Here is an 18,718-nt window from a genome sequence, read left to right as displayed (position 1 = left end):
CTCATTTTAGTCGGTCTGATGATGCTATCTAGGTGTGGGCTAGCTTGGGTGTCGAATTAGAGTCGGTGACAGCATCAAGGCGGGAGTTATGAATCAGGATTCTAGTGAGAGTGCATTAGTCAAACTCACTCAAATTATTCAATCAGCAGCGAAAGCGAATACTATCGAGGCGCAGATTCAACATATTGTTGATGCGATCAGTGAAACGCTGTTGGTCGATGTCTGCAGTCTCTATCTCAAACAGCGGGATGAGAGTATGCGGTTGGTCGCCAGTCACGGCTTGGTGCGTAAGCATTCGGTGGTTATCCCGGCTAAGCAAGGCTTGGTTGGTCACGTGATGCAGCTGCAAAGTGTTATCAATATTAAAGAGCCTCACGAGCATCCTGAATATTATTTCGTCGCCCAATCTAAAGAGGAACGTTTTCATAGTTATTGCGGTGTGCCGTTGGTTTACCGTGCCCAAGTGTACGGTGTCTTGGTGGTACAAAGCCGTCGTGCCGAAGTGTTGCCCTCTGATTATGTGGCGTTACTTTCAACCCTAGCGACCCATCTGGCGATGTTGCTGGCCACCTATCCGAAAGAGGTGTTTCCTGGCCGTTCTAAAGCGAAGCATTATCCCGGTATCAGTGGTGCTCAGGGCGTCGCTATCGGCCGTGCTTTTATGCGCAAGTTACCAAGGCTTGCCGATATTCAAAAGCTAAAAGCCTCGAATGCCGAGTTGGAATATAGCCGTTGGGCGAGTGTCAAAGCTGAAGCTGTTAAGCAACTTCAGGACGAACGCAATACGATTAAGGATACCCTAGGCGAAGGCCTCGCTTCGGTGCTCGACGCCTATCAGATGCTTTTGCAAGATGTTACGTTTGAACAGCGGATCTTCGACGAGATAGCGGCGGGATTTCAGCTACCTTGGGCACTTAAACAATCGGTTGGGTTCTTTTCTGATAAGTTTAAGGCGATGGAAGACCCCTATCTGCGCGAACGGCATGAGGATATACAGCAGTTAGGCGCTAAGCTGTATCAGATCTGGCAGAAAACCGCTGAACCGGAGATGCCCGCCGGTAATGAACCACTGATTTTGGTGGGTGATCATATTAGTGTGTCGGATATCGTTAACCTGACCACCGAACAGTTAGCCGGTATTGTCTGTTTTGCCGGCGGTTCACTATCGCATATTGCCGTTTTTGCCAATGCTTTAGGTATCCCTGCGGTCATGGGGATCGGGGAAGTGCCGGTGTTGACCGGAGATCAACTGGTTGTCGATGGTGATGCTGGGCAGGTGATCTGTTCCCCGAGCCCGAGCACGCTCAAAGAGTATCAGCGCACACTGTTCGAAAGACGCACACTGGAAACGCGCTTACAGGCGGACAGTCAGTTACCCGCAGTGACCACCGATGGTGTTCGAATTACTTTGTTGGCGAACTCGGGCTTACAAGCAGATGTGTTGCCCGGCTTGCGATATGGTGCAGAAGGGATTGGTCTGTTCCGTACCGAAGTGCCGTTTATGATCCGTTCGAGCCTGCCATCGGAAGATGATCAGGAGATTATCTATCGCAACCTGATTAGCCACTATAAGGATAAGCCGGTGTATTTCCGGACATTAGATATCGGTGCCGATAAGCCGCTGTCTTATCTGCCGGTGGTGAAAGAGGATAACCCGGCACTGGGTTGGCGTGGCATTCGCTATACACTGGATAACTTACCCCTGTTGATCACTCAACTTCGGGCTATTTTAACCGCTGCCGCTGGCAACCCGCAGGTCCATCTGATGTTGCCGATGATCGCTTCAACCGAACAGTTAGATCAGTGCTTGGCGGTACTTCATGAGGTTCATCAGCAGCTGGTGGATGAAGGTGTGCCGGTCTGTTTACCGAAGATTGGGATTATGGTCGAGGTGCCTAGCTGTATAGCATTACTGCCATTCTGGCGTAAAAAACTGGATTTCATCTCCATTGGCACTAACGATTTGAGTCAATACCTGCTGGCTCTGGATCGTAATAGTCCGCTGGTGGGTAAATGGTATGATCCTTTGCACCCCTCTGTTTTACATGAGCTGATGCGGATCGCCACCACATCTAAACAGTTGAACTTGCCGGTCAGTGTCTGTGGTGAGATGGCATCCGATCCCGTGGCGGTGGTGTTATTGCTGGGGATGGGCATTAAACAGTTGAGCATGAGTGCGGCAAAAATTCCGTTGATTAAATGGATCGTTCGAGAGATTTCTCAAACTGAAGCGCAAGAGCTATTGGCGCAGGTGTTACAGCAGGATAATGCTACCGCTATTCGACAGTTGGGGCAGCAGTTTTTAGCCTCGAAGCAGTTGTTGTTCAATGACATCGGGCAACGATAACGGTGATGGATATCCAATCAGAATGGCTGCAAATCCTGTATGCGCTAGTGCGTATTGAACCGTTTGAGTGGGGCTCTATTGGCACCGCCATTGGTTGTGGTGCCCTGATTGGTTGTGAATGTCAGATTCGCGGCAAACCGGTCGGTATTCGTACTTCGGCGTTAATTGTCGTGGGCACTTACTTGTTTCTTGCCAGCGCTTTTTTGCTGCAAGGCGAAACGATAGACCCAACCCGGATTATCGGGCAGGTGATTACCGGTATTGGTTTTCTTGGTGCGGGTGTGATGCTTGCCCGGCATGGCGAGGTCATCGGCGTAACATCGGCGGCGACTATCTGGATGTTGGCGGCTTTAGGGGTGCTGATTGGTTTGGGGTATCGCTTACCGGCAGTGAAGTTGTCATTTCTCGTGGTGATTATTTTGACCGGGGTCGAGCTGCTTGAAGCCCGGCTGACCATGCTTACCCGCGGAGTTCACCGTAAAGTCGACGCCTCGTCAGCGCGTTCAGCAAGGATCAAATAATGAGTGTCGATACAGTAGAGATGGCTCGGATACAAACCTTAGATACCGCCCTGTTTGAACAGATTAAGGGGATCAATATTCTTGATGCGGTATCACCGCAGAATTTTCGCCAAGAGAAGCTGGCTTTTTTTGCCTCTAATTTTTCCCAAAGCCCAAATTTTAGTTACGCAACGAGGCCAATCGATTCATTCCGGCTGAAGCGGGATCTATTTAATTTACCGGTAGATAAGTTGGGCGACGAAGATCTATTCACGCTCTACAGCAGTGTTATTGAATCCTATGTGGATAAAATCGATCAATATAAATCGATCGGCACGCCAGACTTTCTCTATGATTCGTTGCGTTATTACGGTGAACCGAGTGAGAAAGATAGTCGCAATGCCAACTTCATACTGCACTTGCCTGATACGGAAGAGAGCAGCGATAGGCTGCTCGGTGCGGCGGATATTGTGGCCAACCTTGAAGCGTTCGCGCAGCGGGAAAGCTATCAATATCAGATTAAACTGGACGATAGCCTGATCGCTAATGCACTGGTGTCGGGCACCACAGTTAAGGTGAATAGTTCGGCATTGATCTCGTCTACCGAGGTTAATGCCTTAGCGCATCATGAGCTAGGCGTGCATCTGGTGACGACACTCAATGCGCGCAGTCAGCCCCTGCGAGTGTTGGCGATGGGTTGCCCGGTCAATACCATGACCCAAGAAGGGCTGGCAATTCTGAGCGAATATCTGGCTGGTTTCATGACGCTGCCCCGTTTGAAAGTGTTGGCGCTACGGGTACTGGCGGTTGAGTCGATGATTGAAGAGAACGACTTTAAAAAAACCTTCCTGTTACTAAAAGAGCAACACCATGTTGCCGATGAGCAAGCCTTCACTATCACTGCGCGGGTCTATCGAGGTGGCGGCCTGACTAAAGACTATCTCTATCTGCAAGGGTTGCACCAGATGCTCAACGCCTATGAAACCCGTGAAGATTTTAGCAATCTATTGAGCGGTAAGGTGTCGATTGCCCAATTGTCACTGGTTACTCGCCTTATCGATAAGGGCTATCTGATTAAGCCTAAATTGATCAGTCCGGCGATCTCCAATCCGGTCGAAAATGATGCTATTCAACAGTTTATTACCCATGCGATTAAATAGAGAAACGGGCTCGTCTAGCCTATAGTTAAAGCGTTAGCAAACTGCGATTTAGCGTGTGGCTAACAAACTGAGGCGAGACTATGAAAAGCAAGCGTAAAAATAGCAAGGATAGCCATCAACAGGGGCAAGCCAAGGATCATTTCGCCCCAGTCGTGGTCGATAAAGGAGCGCTTTGGGGCACACAGACGCAGCGTTCACTGATCAATTTTAATATTGGTAAACAATGTTTTGAGACGGACTTTATAATCGCGCTGGTGGCGATAAAGCGTGCTTGCGCCGAGGTGAATCATCGCGAAGGGCGTTTGTCGATGGGGCACTATGAGGCTATTATTCAAGCCTGTGATACCTTATTGCAAGGCGAGCATCGAGATCAGTTTCCGCTAAGCGTTTGGCAAACCGGCTCCGGCACTCAGACCAATATGAACGTCAATGAGGTGATCTGCACCCTGGCAAACCGTTTTCAAGCGAGCACGGATAAACCGGCCGGCGAGGCGGTTCATCCCAATGATCACGTCAATATGTCACAGTCATCTAATGATGTGTTTCCCAGTGGGATGCATCTGGTAGTGGCGCAGCAGAGTCATCATCAATTGCTACCTGCCATCGATCACCTGATCGAGCGCTTGCAAGAAAAACAAACAGAATTTATTGCTGTTTACGCCGTAGGCCGTACCCATATGATGGATGCGTTGCCGCTGACGATCGGCGCAATGTTATCTGCCTATATTACCCAACTGACAGAAGCACGAGACGCGGTGAATGATAGCCTTAGCGTTATTTATAAATTGGCGATAGGCGGCACTGCCGTGGGATCAGGCAGTAATGCCCCGGCTAAGTTTGGCGAGCAGGTCGCCAAGGTGCTGGCACAACAGTACGGTTGGCCCTTCAGTGCTCATGAAAATCGCTATGCGGCGGTGTCCGGCGAAGATGCTTCGTTACGTTTTAGCGCTGGATTAAAGCAGTTAGCTGCGGCGCTACTGAAACTGGCTAATGACGTGCGCCTATTAGGTAGCGGCCCTCGATGTGGCTTCAATGAGTGGCAACTGCCTGCCAACGAACCCGGTAGTTCGATTATGCCCGGTAAGGTTAATCCAACTCAGTGCGAAGCGCTGAGTATGGTGTGTTTGCAGGTCTTCGGTAATGACTTGACCGTTTCAATGGCGGCCTCGCAGGGGCAGCTACAGTTGAATACTTACCGCCCGGTGATTATTCATAACCTGATGGAAAGCCTGCAATTGCTAACTGACGCGATGGTTTCCTTTGCCGACAACTGTATAGCGGGGTTAGCGTTAAATAGGGAACAGATTGAACAGCACATGGCGGATAACCTGTCGGTCATTACACTGCTGGCCCCACAGCTTGGCTATGATGTTGCTTCGGCGATTGTGCATCAGGCACATCAGGATAGCTGTTCACTGGCTGTTGCGGCGGAAACCTTAGGGTATTACCCTCAAGCGGACTTTACCGCCTTGATGCAGAGTGTCTTAAAGGATCAGTTAACCATGCCGATGGCTAAATAAAGCTGCGGTGTTTGTCGATGACAGCGTTGCAAGAATAGGTTAAAAAATCCCCAAAATAGTATTGACCGCAAACATAATTAGTCCGATACTCGCAGAATGATGAAATCACAGAGCAACACACAGATATCAGTCACCGACTACCTCAATACATTGCGACGCCGTGTATCGATTACCTGTGTCTGTTGGGGTGTTGAAGGCCGACGACGATAACCGTCTAAGCCCACGAAATTCTAAACAAGCCGCAGGTAACCCCTGCGGTTTTTTTTGTCTTAAATAAATGATTGAAAAGGAATACCTAGATGAACAGTTCATCTGCAGATGGATGGTCAGAGAAGCAGCACTACCTTATTCCCATTACCCCACGGCCGGAACTCTGCTTTATGCGCGGCGAAGGTCACTATCTGTTTGATCAACATGGTAAACGCTATCTTGACTGGATACAGGGTTGGGCGGTGAATACGTTAGGCCACAGTGCTGAGGTGATGCAGCAGGCATTGATCAAGCAATCGGCACAACTGATTAACCCGAGCCCGGCTTTTTATAATCAGCCGATGTTGGCGCTGGCCGAGTTGTTGTGTGACAACTCAAGGTTTGATCAGGTGTTTTTCACCAATAGCGGTGCAGAGGCCAATGAAGGGGCGATTAAATTGGCTCGCAAGTGGGGCCAAAAACACAAACAAGGCGCCTATAAAATCATTACCTTCGACCATAGTTTCCATGGCCGGACATTGGCTACCATGTCGGCCACCGGCAAAGAGGCCTTCGGCCCTTTATTTGAGCCGAAAGTCAGTGGTTTTACCAAGATTGCCTATAATGATTTAGCTGCCACTGAAGCGGCTATTGATGAGCAAACCGTGGCTATTATGTTAGAGCTGATTCAGGGCGAGGCGGGGGTGATTCCGGCTGATGCTGAATTTGTTGCTGGTCTCGATGCGCTGTGCAAACAGCATAATGTGTTATTGATTGTCGATGAAGTACAAACCGGCATTGGCCGTACCGGTAGTCTGTTTGCCTATCAGCAGTACCAGGCTGAACCACATATTATGACCCTGGGTAAAGGCTTGGGTGGTGGTGTGCCGATTGCCGCCATGGTGATCGATGAAGCAGTTAGTTGTTTTGATTATGGCGATCAGGGTGGTACGTATAACGGTAACCCATTGATGTGTGCCGTATCGGGTGCGGTTTTGCAGGAGGTCTTGGCGGCTGACTTTTTAACTCAGGTTACGCGGGTTAGCGACTATTTCTGCGAACAGTTGGCGGTGCTAGCAAGCGACTTTGGGTTGGGGGCTACGCGAGGTAAGGGGCTGTTGTTGGCCATTAACACCGGCGCGTTTAGTGCGTCAAAAATAGTGGAATTAGCCAGAGACGCCGGCCTGTTATTGAACGCACCCCGGGAAGATTCACTGCGCTTTATGCCGGCGCTGACATTGACTGAAAAAGAGGTGGATGAGGGCATTGCGATATTAGCCGAAGTGCTGGCTCACCTTAAAAAATTTGCGCAGTAACTGCGCTTTGGATCTGCGCGTTGTCGGTCAACTATCGTAACGCGCATACAAATCGATTCTGAAATACGCGAATCAAAACGACTTAACAACCCTGTGAATGTGGGGTGCCCAAACCGTCAGTTAATGATGTGCTCAAGCATCACCCTAAACTTTTGGACTGACAGATGTATAAAACGCTTTTTGTGGTAGATGATGACGTTTCGTTATCCGGTTTGCCATCCAACACTCTAACCTTTGAAACCTATTTGCGGGACTACCCTAAACGGGGCGAACCCAAAATCCGCATCATTAACCTTTGTGATACCGAGCGCTATCTGAGTAAGGGCTATTACTGCTCTTTATTGGCCGAAGCTCGTCAACATCAGGTGTTGCCCAGCGTTAAGGTGATCAATGCATTGCGAAGTCGTGGTGATGCTCCGCTGTGGATAAGTCATTCATTGTACGATGGTGAATTGGCAGCACTGGGCACACAGCTAATCTGTATGGGGGAAATCGCCGATGAACGGTTTAAAAAAATCGCCCGCCACGCTTTTCAGCAGTTTCCGGCACCGTTGCTGCAAATGACTTGTGATGTGAGTGATGCGGGCAACGGTATTCACTTGAGTCGTTGCTCCCTGACTTCGCTGACCCCTGAGCAGCTTAACTTTGCATTACGGGTGATGGATGACTATGCCCGTATCAGCTGGCACAAAAAAGGCCCGGGTAAAAAGTATCGCTGGGATCTAGCGATTTTGGTGGATCCACAGGAGAAGGTTCCCCCCAGCGATAAGCGGGCGATCTCCCGGTTTGTTAAAGCGGCAGAAAAGTTTGGTATTCGAGCGCAAACGGTCACGGCGGATGAGTTAAGCCATCTGAATCGTTTTGATGGTCTGTTTATCCGTGAAACCACGGCGATCGATCATCATACCTATCGTTTAGCCTGCGAAGCGGAGGAAAACGGCCTAGTGGTATTGGATGATCCCAGCTCGATACTGCGGTGCTGTAATAAGGTGTATCTGCATGATGCCTTTAATTACAAACAGGTTCCGAGCCTGAAAACGCAGTTTATTACCGATGCGAATGAGGCGACTCTAAACGGTCTTGAAACGGCGTTTGGCTATCCACTGGTGCTTAAATTGCCGGAGGGTTCATTCTCCAAGGGGGTGTTTAAAGCTGGCAACCGTGATGAATTGAAAACCTTGTTGGATCAGCTGTTCCAAGAGTCTGCACTATTGCTCGCGCAGGAGTATATGTTTACCGATTATGACTGGCGCATTGGGGTGCTAAATGGCCGGGCAATCTATGCTTGTCGGTATTATATGGCGCGCAACCATTGGCAGATTTATAACCACGGATCGAAGCGTAATTTCTCCGGTGGCTTCGATACCCTGGCAACCTTTGAAGTGCCGCGGACGGTGTTGGATGCTGCGTTAAAAGCTGCTGCTGTAGTGGGTGATGGCCTGTACGGTATTGATATTAAAGAGGTGAATGATTGTGCTTATGTTATTGAGGTTAACGATAACCCTAGCCTTGATAGCGGTGTGGAAGATCTTTACTTAGGGGAAGAACTGTATATGCAGGTGATGCATGAGTTTCTGCGGCGCTTTGAATTACGGGGCCGTTAAGCGATGACGATAATAGCGGCAGTGCCCGCAATAGAGGCAACAGCGGTCTTGTTTCGTCTGGCTAATCTCGATGATTTAGATCGCTTGGAACAGATCGAGAATGATTGTTTTGTTGGCGACCGCCTGCATCGACGTAGCTTGCGCCATTGGATTAAAGCCCCGCATGGGGTCTTGATCGTGGCCTTAGTAAAGCAGAAAGTGGTGGGTTACGGGCTAGTTTGGTGCCATAAAGGCACCCGCTTGGCGCGTCTATACTCCCTTGCGTTGCTAGCCCATGAACGAGGCTTGGGCATTGCGACGCGGCTGGTGGGTGAGTTAGAGGCGCGAGCGGCTGAACGGGGTTATCTGTTTATGCGGCTAGAGGTGGCTAAGTCGAATCAAGCGGCCATGGAGTTGTATCGCCGCCGGGGTTATCGAGTGTTCGGTGAATATCATGATTATTACGAAGATCACACCGATGCCCTGCGGATGCAGAAAACAATTCAGTACCTCAGTGTTGATAAAACCCAGCGTTTAACACCCTGGTATCAGCAAACCACCCATTTTACCTGTGGCCCAGCGGCGCTGATGATGGCGATGGCCAGTCTCGATGAGACACGGCTGGTGGATCAGCAGGAAGAACTGGATATCTGGCGAGAAGCGACAACCGTGTTTATGACGACCGGACACGGCGGTTGTCATCCGTTGGGATTGGCTTTAGCCGCAAGCCAGCGGGGCTTCAGTGCTGAAGTGTTTATGAATACCGAAGCGCCACTGTTTGTTGACGGTGTTCGTTCGGCGCATAAGAAAGAGGTTATGGAAGTGGTGCATCAGCAGTTTGTCGAAAAAGCGGCTAACGATGCGCATATCGATGTGATCTATGATGAAGTGGGGCCGCAGCGGATCTCTGACTGGTTGCAGGCGGACTATGCCGTGATTGTGTTGATCAGCACCTTTAGGCTCGATGGTAAGAAGGCACCCCATTGGGTCGCGGTGACCGGTATTGATGAACGCTGTTTCTATGTGCATGACCCTGATGCCGGTGAACTTAGCCAATTAGCCATCGACAGCCAATACCTACCTATCACCCGTCAGGATTTTGATAAGATGTCTGCCTTTGGTAGTGGTCGGCTGAGAACCGCGGTGGCGATTAAACGACGCACGGATTAAGGCTGTGAGGCCTTGATTCGATTGGCATTGATAGGACTTAAACCTTTATACTCACCACTATTTTGTTTGCTGGTCGGCATTGTCGACGGTCGAGTTTTGATTGATAAAGGAAGGCATAGAGCCATGAAAAAAATAATCTTATCCATCTGCCTTATGGCATTTGCCGCGCTTACGACACAGCAGGTGCTGGCCCATGGCGGTGCCACGGGCATAGTGAAGCAGCGCATGGATTCGATGGAAGAGATGAAAGACTCGGTGAAAGCGGCAGGGGCTATTTTTAAGGGTAGACGCGACTATAACGCAGACACCATCCGTAAGGCGGCTGAGACGATTAAAATTCACTCGGGTGATGCTATTACAGCGCTGTTTCCCGAAGGAAGTCTATCGAGGCACTCGGAAGCTAAACCACTGATCTGGGATGAGTGGCAGCGTTTTAAAACCTTGGCCGAGCGCCAGACTCGCATAGCTGAAGGGTTGTATCTCGCCGCCGATAATCAGATCGGTAACAACATGGCATCAGCGAATCTGTCTGAACAGGGGATGGAAGATCCGCAAATCCTAGGGCAGATGTCCTCTCATGCGGTGTTCAAGATGCTGGTTGATAATTGTTCATCCTGCCATGATCGTTATCGCGAAGAGGATTAAACGCATCAACCCTGTTGCAATAGCTTGCTGCAACGGGGGTTGTTTGAGTTGCACTTTAGTGTGCACTGACTTGGAACACACTGACCAATTGATTGAGCTTATGGGCGGTGTTTTTCACCGAGGTGGAGCGTTCTTGTAGCGTACCAATCGAGCCATTCATCTGTTCTGCTGAGACACCCACCCGCCGAGCAGCATCACCGTGGCGCTGACTGTTCTCATCTAACTGTTTGATGGCTAGGAACATATGTTCCACGAGATTGTGCAGTCGGGTGTTTTCACTCGAGGCTTGTTCGGTCTTTCTTAAACTGCGATCAACATCCTGCACCCCCGATTCCATAAAATCCACGGCGCTTTGAGTTTCTTGCTGAATCCCTTCGATCATCTGCTGAATCTCATTCGCCGAGGCGGCGGTGCGGTGGGCCAAGCCACGTACCTCTTCAGCGACCACCGAAAAGCCCCGGCCATGTTCACCGGCTCGGGCGGCCTCGATAGCCGCATTGAGGGCCAATAAATTAGTTTGGTTGGTGATATCACTAATCACACCGATAATGTTTCCGACTTCGACAGTGCGGCTATTCAGTGAATTAACCTTGGTTGCCGATGTTTCAACAATATTACGGATATCTTCGGTGCCTGCCCGCACCGATTCAAATTGTTGGCGTGCCTCTGAAACGACACTGTCCATCGCCTCTTTGAGGGATTCTGCCGTGGTTGAGGCCTGACTAATCTCAGTCAGTTGTTCTTCGAGCAGTACCAATATTTCTTGAATCGCGTCACTTACCTCCGCCGACACTTGGTAGGCCTCTTTATTGGTATCAAGCATCGCTTGGTTGGTCTGTTTCACATGGCTACTGGACGTGATTACTTGGCCGACGATGCCATCGAGGCTATCAATAAAGCTATTAATCCAGCGTGCCATATCACCGGTCTCATCAGCGACTAGCTGGTGGGGCGCGATACGTTGTCGTAAGTTGCCCTCACCCTCAGCAATGGTGCGAATAACCTCGGTCATACCATCGAGTCGCGATGCTAGCCGGTTGGTGCTGAGTTTAGGAAACATCAGAGTGGTTACCAGCAATAGCAGCAGCGACAAAACATCAATCGCATATTGCGGCAGCTCGGTGAAGGTGTGCAGGGCACTGTTAATACCCAGAATCGCCGCGGCGGTAAAGCCAAAGCCTTTCATTAAACTAAGGTTGATAGAACGACGACGATAGACCTCCTCTAAATCACCCTCACACATCATGCCCCAGCGGTCGGGTGAGCCTTTTAGTTGAAAGGTGACTCCCTTGCCGATCACCGGAATGTGGCGGTAATCAGAATAACCCGGGTAGGTGATAAATAGATTGTCACCGTTGCGAATGGTTTCGCGCACACCCGGATGGAGTTGGCCGGTGGCGGGATCGGTAAAGCGTAACTCTAGCTCGGTATGGCGTCTGACGCTGACCGTGCCCCAGCGAGTGTGGACACCGCTTTTTAAATTTTCGCCGTGGGAAAAAGTATCATCTTCAAAGCGGGAGCGGGATAACGCGGTGCCCTGCTGAATACTTCGGTCGAAATGAGAATCGACCATAAAAATATAGTTGTCACCGGATTCCGGATAGATATGGCCGGCTTCCCGTTGGATTAGGTCGCCGAGCACATCGTTCGGGACGCGGGCACAAATAGCCCCGATAGACTCGCCATTTTGCTCGATGGGCTGATAGAACATCAGGGTAACTTCATCGTGGAAGTTAGAGCTAGAGGCGCCGATATCTAAGGTTAGAGAGTCGGTGTAAGGGCCGTGCAGAAACGGTTTTTTAACTCCTTCAGACCAAGCGGCGTGGATAAGATCGGAGGCTCCGATATGAGCGCTATGGGTCGAACTGATTACCTTGCCTTGCAAGTCGATAACAAACAGCTCAGAAAAATCACGGCTCGATGACAGGCGCTGATTGAGCCAAGACAGATCGATATTGGCAAGGGTTGGTGCCAGATGTTCAGCGATAAAGGCTAACTGATCCCATTGATGCTCGACCCACTGGTTGAGAATTTTCACCCGAGTGGCGGCAATGCCTTCAAAAGTTTGTTCCACCGATGAATAGGTATGACGGTTTAGAAAGCAGGATTTATACATCGCTAATTTACCGGTGCTGCCAAACCAGTTAAGCCACTTTCTTTCCTGCGCGCTGAGGTTCATTGAACTACTTTTAAGCTGAGCCATGACGACGACTACCCTCAGACAGTGTATAAAAAATATATGAGATATTTTAAGCAATTATTATGCCGTCATAGCAAAAAGGGCGGCTGCGTGTGGAAACAATCTTCCGGATAAATTGAATGGTTTGTTTTGGTGCGAAGGTTGATGGAGGTAAGGTTGATTTGCTCCATTTTGGTGCTGATTGTTTTATAGGCTTATGAAACGCATGGGATACATCATGAGCAGCCGTTAATAACGCTGTTTTGCGAATATCAGAATGACTTTCTGATATTCGCTTCTCAGGGGAAGATGGTTCTGATCGCTTAATTGAAGTCAAAACAGCCAAGCACACTTTTTTATATCACACCGAATGAGCTTCGTTTGTCGCAGCAACATGCAACGCGCTATCACTTGTATCGGGTATTCCGGTTTAGAGATGCTCCTCGCGTATTTACCTTACAGGGCTGTTTAGAGCAGCTATGCGATCTTCGGCCATCGGCCTATATTGCAAGGGTTAGTTCGCCTCAGGCCCAGTGACCTCTAGCTATTAAGGGTTGTGACGCTCGTGCTTTAGCTTGTCAATTCTTAGCGTTTTCATAATGAATTTCTCAAAAACGGGCTCGCTAACGCCAGATCGGACTTTGTGCATAAAGTATTTCTCGAAGCCGACTTTGGCCAGATGAACCCATTTTCCAGATTTCATCCAGTTGACGTTTCTGGGGGGATCTGCGGCATGGCGACAAAGGCGATGCCATTATCACCCATATCCGCTAGGCAGATGGCGTTCCAACTAGCTTCATTTTCAAGCGGCTGGTTATCCAAGGTTGCGCGGATATTGCGGGCGGTGGCGGTCACCATACTCTCAATCATAAAGCCGGTTTTGGGCACGCCGGTAGGGACGGGAGTGGGCTTTTTCGGTGCAATCGCAACGGCCACACCGATGCCCCAAATATTGGGATAGGCGGGATTACGTTGGTGCTTGTCGATAATAATAAAGCCGCGAGGGTTGACCAAACCGTCAATATCTCGCACGGCGTCGATACCTGTAAAGGCGGGCAGCATCATTGAATAGCCAAAGGGTAGTTGATGACGCTGTTTTTCTTCGCCCTGTTCGTCGCACTCGATAACGTGCATGAGGCCATCTTCAATACGGTCGATCTTAGCGTTACAGATCCAGTCGATATGGTGTTTACGTAGCTCGCTTTCGAGCATGGTTTTGCTGTCCCCCACGCCATCTAGGCCAAGGTGCCCGATATAGGGTTCTGAGGTGACGAAGGTCATGGGAACCTGATCACGGATTTTTCGTTTGCGCAGGTCGGCATCCATGACAAAGGCGGTTTCATAGGCCGGGCCGAAACAACTGGCACCCTGAACGGCGCCGACCACAATGGGGGCGGGTTCTTCGGCTAATGCCATCCATTGATCACAGGCTTTTTCGGCATGGTCGATATGGCAAACAGAGGCGGTGAAACCTTGCGGGCCGAGACCTTCGATTTCGTCGAAGGCTAATTTGGGGCCGGTGGCGATAATCAGATGATCATATGACAGTTTGGAGCCGTCGCTAAGCTCTAATTCGTTGCTCTCGGGATGGACACGTTTGGCGGCGTTAACGACCAACTTAATACCGCGCTTGGTTAGCGGTGGCGCTAGGGCAGCGGTGATATCTGAACGCTTACGCCAGTTGACCGCAATCCATGGATTAGACGGTACGAAATGATAGTAATCTTTATCGCTCACAACGGTTATTGTATCGTCTGGCCCTGCGAGATCTTTCATTTCATAGGCCATGGGAACACCGCCAAGACCCGCACCGAGAATAATGATATGTGCCATACATTGTCTCCAGAGAAACTGTCAGTTTTATATTTATTAGATATATCTAATATAAGGTCAAAAAGTACACAGAGTCAATGCAGAGGGGTTAAACAATGGTCTTAGCTTGCGAGATATGAACTAGTGCAATAGGGCGGTGGCTGGCTTTGGGGGACAGAAATACTGACTGCTAGTCGGCTATCTTGACCGGCTATGTTGCTGTTTTTATGTCGTTATTTTAGAGGCTTAGATGAGGTTGAATATAATCGAGAAAAGCACTAATGCGAGACGATAAGGCCGTATGACGATAATACATTGCCTGCACCTGCTCACGTGAATTCGGGCTGATAATGGCCCGATCAAAAAGTTCGATGAGTCGACCGTTTTTGAGGTCATCGTTAATCATAAATCCTGACAGTAAGGCGATACCTTGGCCGGCTAAGCAGAGTTGACGAATGGTTTCTCCGCTGCTGGCACTGAGGGTCGGCTGAATAGTGAGAGGTGTTTGTAATGGCCAGCGGTTTAACGTGGGGCTATCGGTAAAGCCGATCAGTTGGTGACGAGAGAGATCATCTACGCTGGCGGGTTGACCCTCGCAAGCGAAGTAATCCGGGCTGGCGACAATATGCACGGGGCTTCGTCCGAGCTGTCGAGCATGCAGGTTGGAATCGCTAGGTGCACCGATGCGGATGGCGATATCGGTACGTCGTTCAATAAGATCGATTATATTTTCGTTGGAGATCAATTCCAGCTGGATGTCAGGATAAGTGGATCTAAAGCCTGCCATAAGAGGGATCATCTGATGCAAGATAAAGGGCGTGGCGGCATCGACTCTAAGCCTGCCGCTGGGCGATCCTTTGAGAGTGTGTAACAGGTCTTCCGCTTCTGCTAATCGGCCGAGACCGTCGTGTATCGCGGAGATAAATAAACGCCCCTCTTCGGTGAGATCAATCTGGCGAGTGGTGCGATTCAGTAATGTACAATCGAGTTCTTTTTCCAGTCGGGTGACCGCCCGTGAGACCCGAGCAATTTGAAGATCTAGCCTGCGTGCCGCGACAGAGAATCCACCGCAGTCGACCACGGCTAATAGTATTTCGAGATCATCGGTGCGGGACACTATTGTCATATTCGTAAAAGTAATTTGTGATTATTACTGTTTTTTGCAAAATTATCGCTGCGCATAATCCTCTGCAATCTAAATCAAGAGGAACATTTTATGCCTATTGCTCTATTTGCGCTGACTCTCAGCGCTTTCGCTATTGGCACCACCGAGTTTGTGATTGTCGGATTGGTGTCTACGATCGCTCAGGATCTGGGCGTCTCTCTACCATCAGCGGGCTTGTTGGTTAGTTTATATGCTTTGGGTGTGGCTATCGGTGCGCCGGTATTAACTGCGTTGACGGGCCGTTGGAATCGTAAAACGGTTTTGCTGACGATTATGTCACTGTTTGTGGTGGGTAATTTATTGGCTTGGTTAGCTCCAAATTATGGTTCATTAATGACCGCTAGGATTATTACCGGTCTCGCACATGGTGTCTTTTTCTCTATCGGCTCAACGATTGCCGCCGGCCTAGTAACCAAGGAGAAAGAAGCCAGTGCCATTGCGATTATGTTTACCGGGCTAACCGTCGCTTTGGTGACCGGTGTCCCATTGGGCACTTGGATTGGCCAGCACTTTGGCTGGCGGGCTACCTTTCTGGTTGTCTCCGGTTTAGGTTTTGCTGCGTTGCTGGGTAGCGCATGGTTGGTGCCATCCAGTTTAAAGCAGGCGAAACCTGCGAACATCTCTCAACAGTTGAGTGTTTTGACCCAGCCAAGGTTGTTGCTGGTCTATGGAATGACCGCTGTTGGTTATGGTGGTACCTTTGTTGCCTTTACCTATTTGGCTCCGATCTTGGAGCAGGTATCTGGTTTTGATACCGGCGTGATTAGCCTGATTTTACTGGTGTATGGTGTTTCGGTGGCGGAGGGGAATATCTGGGGTGGTCGTTTAGCCGACAAAATCGGGCCGATCAAAGCGCTGTATATCATCTTTAGTGCACTCGCATTAGTGTTGCTGACCTTTACGTACACGGCTGGAAATCCATTGACTGCAGTACTAACCGTGTTGCTGTGGGGAGGTTTTGCTTTTGGTAATGTGCCGGGATTGCAGGTATATGTTGTGCAGTTGGCGGAAAAATACACACCGCAGGCGGTGGATGTGGCATCCGGCCTTAACATTGCAGCGTTTAATGTTGGCATCGCCTTAGGCTCGTTACTGGGCGGATTTATTATCGATACTATGTCGCTAATGGATACTCCTTGGATTGGCGCGTTGATCGTGCTGGTGGCTTTGCTACTCACCTGGTTATCGGGCACTCTCGATAAACGTGAACAAGCACAGACCGTCTAGTCATTCGCTTTATGGATGGTATCGCCCGGCTCACTATCTCAGGTTTTCATTAGCGAGGTTCAATGGCCGGGCGAGATGAAGTGCCGCTGTATCGGTTGAAGCGGTGATGATCATGGCTGTTGAGGGGAGATGGTCGATAAAAAGTTTGCCGGTTGTTTCATCCGCTCAATGATCATATCTCGGAATGCCTGCACCCGTGCTGAGAGTAGTTTGCGATCAGCCCAGACGATATAGGCAATACCGGTTGGGCACTCGACTTGCGGCAGCAATATCTCTAAGCGGCCATTCTCGACCAGTGGAGCGACAATAATGCTGGGTATCATACAGATACCAACCCCAGCACATGTGGCCTGAATGATAAGCCGTAAACTATCGATCGAATACTTGGGCTTTAATGGGATGCGCAGGGGCTTGTTGGCCTGTTTAAACTCCCAATAGGGGATAGTGTTGCCGGCCAATAAATCATGTTGCAGCAGATCTTCAACGCACGTTGGTGATCGGTGTTTAGCTAAGTAGCTTGGTGATGCTACTAGGGTCAATGTCATATCAAACAGGCGGCGTTGCACAAGATGTGGGGCTTTGGGCGGATTAGTCGATATGCTTAAATCGATTTGATCATCAAAAAAACTCTCAGTGTCGGAGGAAAAGTCGATATGTATATTGACTTCAGGATGAATCGCCATGAACTCAATGGCGGCTTGCTGTAAGAAACTATCGGCAAAGGTTTCTGGACAAGAGACCCGAATATCCCCGGTTAATGTTGGCTGCCGATTGGATAACTGCTGCCACTGTTCGTGTAGCTGTTTGAAAATGGGTGCGTAACGTTGGTAATACTCATTACCGGCGGTCGTGAGCTGAAATTGCTTGGCATGCCGGTGTAGTAGCTTTTCCCCTAATTGTTCCTCTAAGTGAGCTACCGCACGGGAAAGCGTTGGCGCTGATACCTTTGTATGCAGACTGGTCACGGCAAAACTACCGTACTCTACTGATTGGCAAAACCAATATAAATTGGTCATATCCTTAGCTTTCATATATGCACGCTTGGGTTTCTTTATTGGCTGTTTTGAAACGATATGGCCGATGTTATATTTTCATCATTATTTAAACAACAGGAACGATCCGATGAAAAAATTTCCTAGAAAATTTCAATACCCGTTGATGGCATCAATGGTGTTACCAACGATGTTGCTGGGAATGACAGCCATTATGAGTTATCGGATGTTGCCGGTAGGAGGGGATTTTATGGCGACTTGGGGAGCGGTGATAGGGCAGATTATCCCCTATGCTCTGCTGCTTTTCGTGGTAGTGGCGCCGACAGTTCGCCTCTTTGTGACCCAGTTTCTACTGGAGCCTGAAGAGCATTAATGGCGATTGGTTATCGCCGGCATATCGCCTAAGCATGAGGTGCTATAGGCCATCGGCTAACCGCCTGTTTATGCTGCCAGCCCGCATATCTGCTTGAGTATTAATTAGCGGTGGCTGTTATCTATTCCAGCATGAGGTGCTGGCGTAGCTGCCGGTATGGAGTGGATTGTCTTGGTTGATGGCAAATGTGCCGCAGTCATCATCTTCTTGACTGCTGCCAGCAACCGGTGTCGCGGTGGCAATAAAGCCCACAGCTGACTGAGAAACGATGGCCATGCTGTAGTAGCCATCTAAAGATGCAGACCAGCCGATCTCACTTAAGGTGCCATAGTTTATATCGTTAGCCCGCCACTCTTCTTGATCTAGCTGAATGGCCATCAAGCTATTGATGGCATCGACCCGACGGGTTTGCTGCACCTTGTCCAGATAACTCGGCAGCGCAATTGCTGCAAGAATGCCGACAATGGCGACGGCAATCAGTAGTTCCATCAATGTAAAACCGGATTGTTGATTTCTCAAACGCACTAAACTCACCCTTTA

16 protein-coding genes are annotated in these 18,718 nt (G+C 49.5%); 11 read left to right on the top strand and 5 right to left on the bottom strand.

The annotated features are described in order from the left end of the window. Nucleotides 1–88 precede the first annotated feature (88 nt). The 8 genes from ptsP (at nucleotide 89) to AC0L4K_RS17810 (ending at nucleotide 10,430) form a co-directional block, all read left to right on the top strand. Nucleotides 89–2,347 (top strand): phosphoenolpyruvate--protein phosphotransferase, encoded by a 2,259-nt coding sequence (gene ptsP, locus AC0L4K_RS17845; RefSeq protein ID WP_417226573.1) that lies wholly within the window; start codon nucleotides 89–91, stop codon nucleotides 2,345–2,347. A 5-nt stretch (nucleotides 2,348–2,352) separates the two neighbouring features. After that, nucleotides 2,353–2,868, top strand: a complete 516-nt coding sequence (locus AC0L4K_RS17840; RefSeq protein WP_473267429.1) for an MgtC/SapB family protein — start codon at nucleotides 2,353–2,355, stop codon at nucleotides 2,866–2,868. Further along, the gene (locus AC0L4K_RS17835; protein ID WP_473267428.1) at nucleotides 2,868–4,007 is read left to right on the top strand and encodes a flavohemoglobin expression-modulating QEGLA motif protein; all 1,140 of its coding nucleotides are present in this window, start codon (nucleotides 2,868–2,870) and stop codon (nucleotides 4,005–4,007) included. Before AC0L4K_RS17840 ends, AC0L4K_RS17835 begins: the two co-directional genes overlap by 1 nt. 80 nt (nucleotides 4,008–4,087) lie before the next feature. After that, complete coding sequence (locus tag AC0L4K_RS17830; protein ID WP_473267427.1) at nucleotides 4,088–5,527, top strand: class II fumarate hydratase; 1,440 nt, start codon at nucleotides 4,088–4,090, stop codon at nucleotides 5,525–5,527. 299 nt (nucleotides 5,528–5,826) lie between these two features. Continuing rightward, on the top strand, nucleotides 5,827–7,032 hold the full coding sequence (locus AC0L4K_RS17825) for an acetylornithine transaminase (protein WP_473267426.1): 1,206 nt from the start codon (nucleotides 5,827–5,829) through the stop codon (nucleotides 7,030–7,032). A gap of 164 nt (nucleotides 7,033–7,196) precedes the next feature. After that, nucleotides 7,197–8,636: a RimK family protein gene (locus AC0L4K_RS17820; RefSeq protein ID WP_473267425.1), complete on the top strand. Its 1,440-nt coding sequence runs from the start codon at nucleotides 7,197–7,199 to the stop codon at nucleotides 8,634–8,636. Nucleotides 8,637–8,639: 3 nt separating this feature from the next. Then, a complete protein-coding gene (locus AC0L4K_RS17815) occupies nucleotides 8,640–9,785 on the top strand; it encodes a GNAT family N-acetyltransferase/peptidase C39 family protein (protein ID WP_473267424.1) in 1,146 nt (381 codons plus the stop codon). 123 nt (nucleotides 9,786–9,908) lie between these two features. Next, nucleotides 9,909–10,430, top strand: a complete 522-nt coding sequence (locus AC0L4K_RS17810; protein WP_473267423.1) for a c-type cytochrome — start codon at nucleotides 9,909–9,911, stop codon at nucleotides 10,428–10,430. 55 nt (nucleotides 10,431–10,485) lie between these two features. Here the strand turns inward: AC0L4K_RS17810 and AC0L4K_RS17805 are convergent, their stop codons facing one another. After that, entirely contained in the window at nucleotides 10,486–12,633 is a 2,148-nt protein-coding gene (locus AC0L4K_RS17805) for a methyl-accepting chemotaxis protein (RefSeq protein WP_473267422.1), read from the bottom strand. A gap of 303 nt (nucleotides 12,634–12,936) precedes the next feature. Here AC0L4K_RS17805 and AC0L4K_RS17800 point away from each other — a divergent pair, with 303 nt between their 5' ends. Then, nucleotides 12,937–13,146 (top strand): protein NO VEIN domain-containing protein, encoded by a 210-nt coding sequence (locus AC0L4K_RS17800; protein WP_473267421.1) that lies wholly within the window; start codon nucleotides 12,937–12,939, stop codon nucleotides 13,144–13,146. A 162-nt stretch (nucleotides 13,147–13,308) separates the two neighbouring features. Here the strand turns inward: AC0L4K_RS17800 and AC0L4K_RS17795 are convergent, their stop codons facing one another. Beyond that, complete coding sequence (locus AC0L4K_RS17795) at nucleotides 13,309–14,442, bottom strand: NAD(P)/FAD-dependent oxidoreductase (RefSeq protein ID WP_473267420.1); 1,134 nt, start codon at nucleotides 14,440–14,442, stop codon at nucleotides 13,309–13,311. A 217-nt stretch (nucleotides 14,443–14,659) separates the two neighbouring features. Next, nucleotides 14,660–15,547 (bottom strand): LysR family transcriptional regulator, encoded by an 888-nt coding sequence (locus tag AC0L4K_RS17790; RefSeq protein WP_473267419.1) that lies wholly within the window; start codon nucleotides 15,545–15,547, stop codon nucleotides 14,660–14,662. 90 nt (nucleotides 15,548–15,637) lie between these two features. On the opposite strand from AC0L4K_RS17790, the gene AC0L4K_RS17785 reads away from it, so the two are divergent. Next, on the top strand, nucleotides 15,638–16,813 hold the full coding sequence (locus AC0L4K_RS17785; protein ID WP_417226591.1) for an MFS transporter: 1,176 nt from the start codon (nucleotides 15,638–15,640) through the stop codon (nucleotides 16,811–16,813). Nucleotides 16,814–16,923: 110 nt separating this feature from the next. Here the strand turns inward: AC0L4K_RS17785 and AC0L4K_RS17780 are convergent, their stop codons facing one another. After that, nucleotides 16,924–17,829, bottom strand: a complete 906-nt coding sequence (locus AC0L4K_RS17780; RefSeq protein ID WP_473267418.1) for a LysR family transcriptional regulator — start codon at nucleotides 17,827–17,829, stop codon at nucleotides 16,924–16,926. A gap of 106 nt (nucleotides 17,830–17,935) precedes the next feature. Between AC0L4K_RS17780 and AC0L4K_RS17775 the strand changes: the two genes are divergently transcribed. Further along, nucleotides 17,936–18,178: a DUF2798 domain-containing protein gene (locus AC0L4K_RS17775; RefSeq protein ID WP_473267417.1), complete on the top strand. Its 243-nt coding sequence runs from the start codon at nucleotides 17,936–17,938 to the stop codon at nucleotides 18,176–18,178. A 117-nt stretch (nucleotides 18,179–18,295) separates the two neighbouring features. Here AC0L4K_RS17775 and AC0L4K_RS17770 read toward each other — a convergent pair whose 3' ends face one another. Beyond that, nucleotides 18,296–18,703, bottom strand: coding sequence for a type IV pilin protein (locus AC0L4K_RS17770; RefSeq protein ID WP_417226597.1), 408 nt, complete (start codon nucleotides 18,701–18,703; stop codon nucleotides 18,296–18,298). Nucleotides 18,704–18,718: the final 15 nt, after the last annotated feature.

The organism is Amphritea sp. GJ51-11, from assembly GCF_055808735.1.
Note: the sequence above shows the minus strand (reverse complement) of the source record. Positions and strands in the feature narration are given on the sequence as shown.

Coding starts and splice junctions, on each gene's coding strand:
- ptsP (WP_417226573.1), top strand. CDS start 89: ATGAATCAGGATTCTAGTGAGAGTGCATTAGTCAAACTCACTCAAATT.
- AC0L4K_RS17840 (WP_473267429.1), top strand. CDS start 2,353: ATGGATATCCAATCAGAATGGCTGCAAATCCTGTATGCGCTAGTGCGT.
- AC0L4K_RS17835 (WP_473267428.1), top strand. CDS start 2,868: ATGAGTGTCGATACAGTAGAGATGGCTCGGATACAAACCTTAGATACC.
- AC0L4K_RS17830 (WP_473267427.1), top strand. CDS start 4,088: ATGAAAAGCAAGCGTAAAAATAGCAAGGATAGCCATCAACAGGGGCAA.
- AC0L4K_RS17825 (WP_473267426.1), top strand. CDS start 5,827: ATGAACAGTTCATCTGCAGATGGATGGTCAGAGAAGCAGCACTACCTT.
- AC0L4K_RS17820 (WP_473267425.1), top strand. CDS start 7,197: ATGTATAAAACGCTTTTTGTGGTAGATGATGACGTTTCGTTATCCGGT.
- AC0L4K_RS17815 (WP_473267424.1), top strand. CDS start 8,640: ATGACGATAATAGCGGCAGTGCCCGCAATAGAGGCAACAGCGGTCTTG.
- AC0L4K_RS17810 (WP_473267423.1), top strand. CDS start 9,909: ATGAAAAAAATAATCTTATCCATCTGCCTTATGGCATTTGCCGCGCTT.
- AC0L4K_RS17805 (WP_473267422.1), bottom strand. CDS start 12,633: ATGGCTCAGCTTAAAAGTAGTTCAATGAACCTCAGCGCGCAGGAAAGA.
- AC0L4K_RS17795 (WP_473267420.1), bottom strand. CDS start 14,442: ATGGCACATATCATTATTCTCGGTGCGGGTCTTGGCGGTGTTCCCATG.
- AC0L4K_RS17790 (WP_473267419.1), bottom strand. CDS start 15,547: ATGACAATAGTGTCCCGCACCGATGATCTCGAAATACTATTAGCCGTG.
- AC0L4K_RS17785 (WP_417226591.1), top strand. CDS start 15,638: ATGCCTATTGCTCTATTTGCGCTGACTCTCAGCGCTTTCGCTATTGGC.
- AC0L4K_RS17780 (WP_473267418.1), bottom strand. CDS start 17,829: ATGACCAATTTATATTGGTTTTGCCAATCAGTAGAGTACGGTAGTTTT.
- AC0L4K_RS17775 (WP_473267417.1), top strand. CDS start 17,936: ATGAAAAAATTTCCTAGAAAATTTCAATACCCGTTGATGGCATCAATG.